The organism is Oleiphilus sp. HI0123 (genome assembly GCF_001635315.1).
In genome coordinates, this window is the sequence record NZ_LWGE01000537.1 from 1 (window position 1) to 2,247 (window position 2,247).

Consider the following 2,247-nt stretch of genomic DNA (forward strand, 5'->3'; position numbering starts at 1 on the left):
GCGACCTTAGCTGCAGGTGCGATGGAATAGCGCAGAATGCCTTCGTGGTGGTCGTTTTCTGCTAGTGGGTAGACTTTCATGCTGTCATCAGCTGAGCGTACAGCGATAATTGACAGCTCTCGAGAAAAGTTTACGAATGCTTCTGCAATAAGTGTGTTTGTGCCATTTTTACCTTCGCCAATAGCCTGCCATGCTGCTTCGCATTGTTCTGCTTGACGAATAACGAACTGGCCTTTTCCGTCATAGCCTTCTCGCGTTGTCTTGGTGACGATTGGGCAACCTAGTTTTTCGACAGCCGCTTTTAACTCTTCAAGGGAGTTGACGATATGGTAGGCAGGAGTGGGAATTCCAAGTTTGGTAAATAGTGCCTTTTCCTCAGCTCTATTTTGACAGACTTCAATAGACTTTGAGGGGGGATAAAGTGTACTTTTACTTTCGATGTATTGTGTTAGTTGCGCTGGAAGGTGCTCAAATTCATAAGTGACGACATCAACGTCATTCAGGAAGTCCGCTAAGGCCGGATTGTCGAGCTTGGCCTCGGTGTCGATAGTAATGTCTCCAAGTCCAACGCTAGGAGAACCGGACGTATCATAAAAGTGAAAGTCCAGCTCCAGAGGGTATCCCGCCAAAGCGAGCATTCGGCCTAGTTGCCCAGCGCCCAGTACACCAATTTTCTTCATTGCCTAGCCTCGTGGATCTGGTTGGCTTAATACTGTTTCTGTTTGCGTCTGGCGGAACTTATTGAGAGCAGCTTTGACTTTGTCATCATGCAATGCGATCACCTGGCCTGCAAGTAGACCTGCATTCTTTGCCCCGGCGACACCAATAGCCAGTGTACCAACAGCGATTCCGCCAGGCATTTGTGCAATAGATAGAAGGGAGTCGAGGCCGTTTAATGCTTTAGATTGAACAGGTACGCCAAACACAGGTAGATTGGTTTGTGAGGCAGCCATTCCAGGTAAGTGTGCTGCGCCACCAGCGCCACCAATTATAACTTGAATGCCGCGCTCTTCAGCTGTTTTGGCATAGTTGAATAAGAGGTCAGGGGTGCGATGTGCAGAAACGACCTTAACTTCGTAGGCTACACCTAACTCGTCTAGCATGTTGGCCGCGTGTTCCATTGTCGGCCAGTCCGACTTTGAACCCATGATTATCCCAACTACTGGCTGCATCTTGTCACCTCTCACTAACTGTCTGGCCTTGATGCCAAGGCACGTGATTACCCAGAGAATTAGTGTCTGGATAAAAAAAGACCGCATATAGTAGTGATTCATCAGGTTTCATGCAAATAGAATTGTTTTATTGGAGGACAAAGGTGCGCGCAGGCGCTAGAATCTGCTTTTGACTGGCTGGTGCATGGTAACCCGGCGGTAGTTGGAATTTAAGCGTACAGATACCTGAGATGATTAGTGCAGAGGAAATTTAATGGATAGCTTGCGGCCGGACCGAGATGATCTGGATCTTTATAATAGTCGAAAGAATAAGAATAAATCTGCTAAGGCATCGGCAGGCAAAAGAGATGATATCGGCAACAAAAAACAGCAAGTAGGAAAGGCCGGTTCAGGCTCTAGCTCTACAGTAAATGCTGTGCGTTCGTCCGAGGTGCGCGCCCCGGTTGCAGCCTCTCAATCATCTGCTTCACCTTTAGTCGTTTCTCTGTTGCTGTTAATGCTTCTGGCTTTGGGGGGCTTATCATACTTATATTGGCAGCAATCCCAAACGGTAGTCGGTTTAGAGGAGCGCTTGTCTAGTGCTGACGAATTTATAGGGCAAAGCAAGTTGTTGTTGGCTCGTTTGGAAGGGGAGGTTAGTGAAACGGGTGCTGAACTAATGCAAACCGGCACATCTGCAGAGAAGAAAATGGCTTTTCTGGAGTCGGAGGTTCGAAAGCTGTGGGGTGTGTCTTATGATAGGAATCGTAAAACTATTCAAGGTCATGAAAAGAAAATAGAAGCGCTAACGAAAAAGCTTGCCGAGAGTCAAAAATCTTTAGCTACTCATGAGGTTTCATTATCAGCATTGAAAGCGGACTCTGATAAAGGGATGTCAGTATTAGATGGTCGTATAGCTTCGTTGTCAGGGGAGTTGTCAATTACTCGAGCTGAACGAGAAGAGTTTTTGACGCAGTTTAATGAAAAATTGAGCACTTTCGATTCGAGTACTCAAGAGTTTGAAAAACGTATTGCTGCGCTACAGGCTCGTATGAGTGATAGCGCCAAAGTTCAATTAGAAAACCAGGAAAGCTTG

At 46.7% G+C, this 2,247-nt stretch carries 3 protein-coding genes; 1 reads left to right on the forward strand and 2 read right to left on the reverse strand.

The window, feature by feature from the left end:
* Both A3761_RS04975 and purE read right to left on the reverse strand, forming a co-directional pair.
* Positions 1 to 680 (reverse strand): ATP-grasp domain-containing protein (locus tag A3761_RS04975; RefSeq protein ID WP_156491611.1); only part of this gene is annotated, 680 nt, incomplete at its 3' end.
* 3 nt (positions 681 to 683) lie between these two features.
* A complete protein-coding gene (gene purE, locus A3761_RS04980) occupies positions 684 to 1,172 on the reverse strand; it encodes a 5-(carboxyamino)imidazole ribonucleotide mutase (RefSeq protein WP_068506833.1) in 489 nt (162 codons plus the stop codon).
* A 253-nt stretch (positions 1,173 to 1,425) separates the two neighbouring features.
* Here purE and A3761_RS04985 point away from each other — a divergent pair.
* A partial coding sequence (locus A3761_RS04985) for a hypothetical protein (protein ID WP_068749931.1) occupies positions 1,426 to 2,247 on the forward strand: 822 nt, incomplete at its 3' end.

Bases quoted from the DNA above. Each gene is read 5' to 3' on its own strand.
- purE (WP_068506833.1), bottom strand. From the start codon at position 1,172: ATGCAGCCAGTAGTTGGGATAATCATGGGTTCAAAGTCGGACTGGCCG.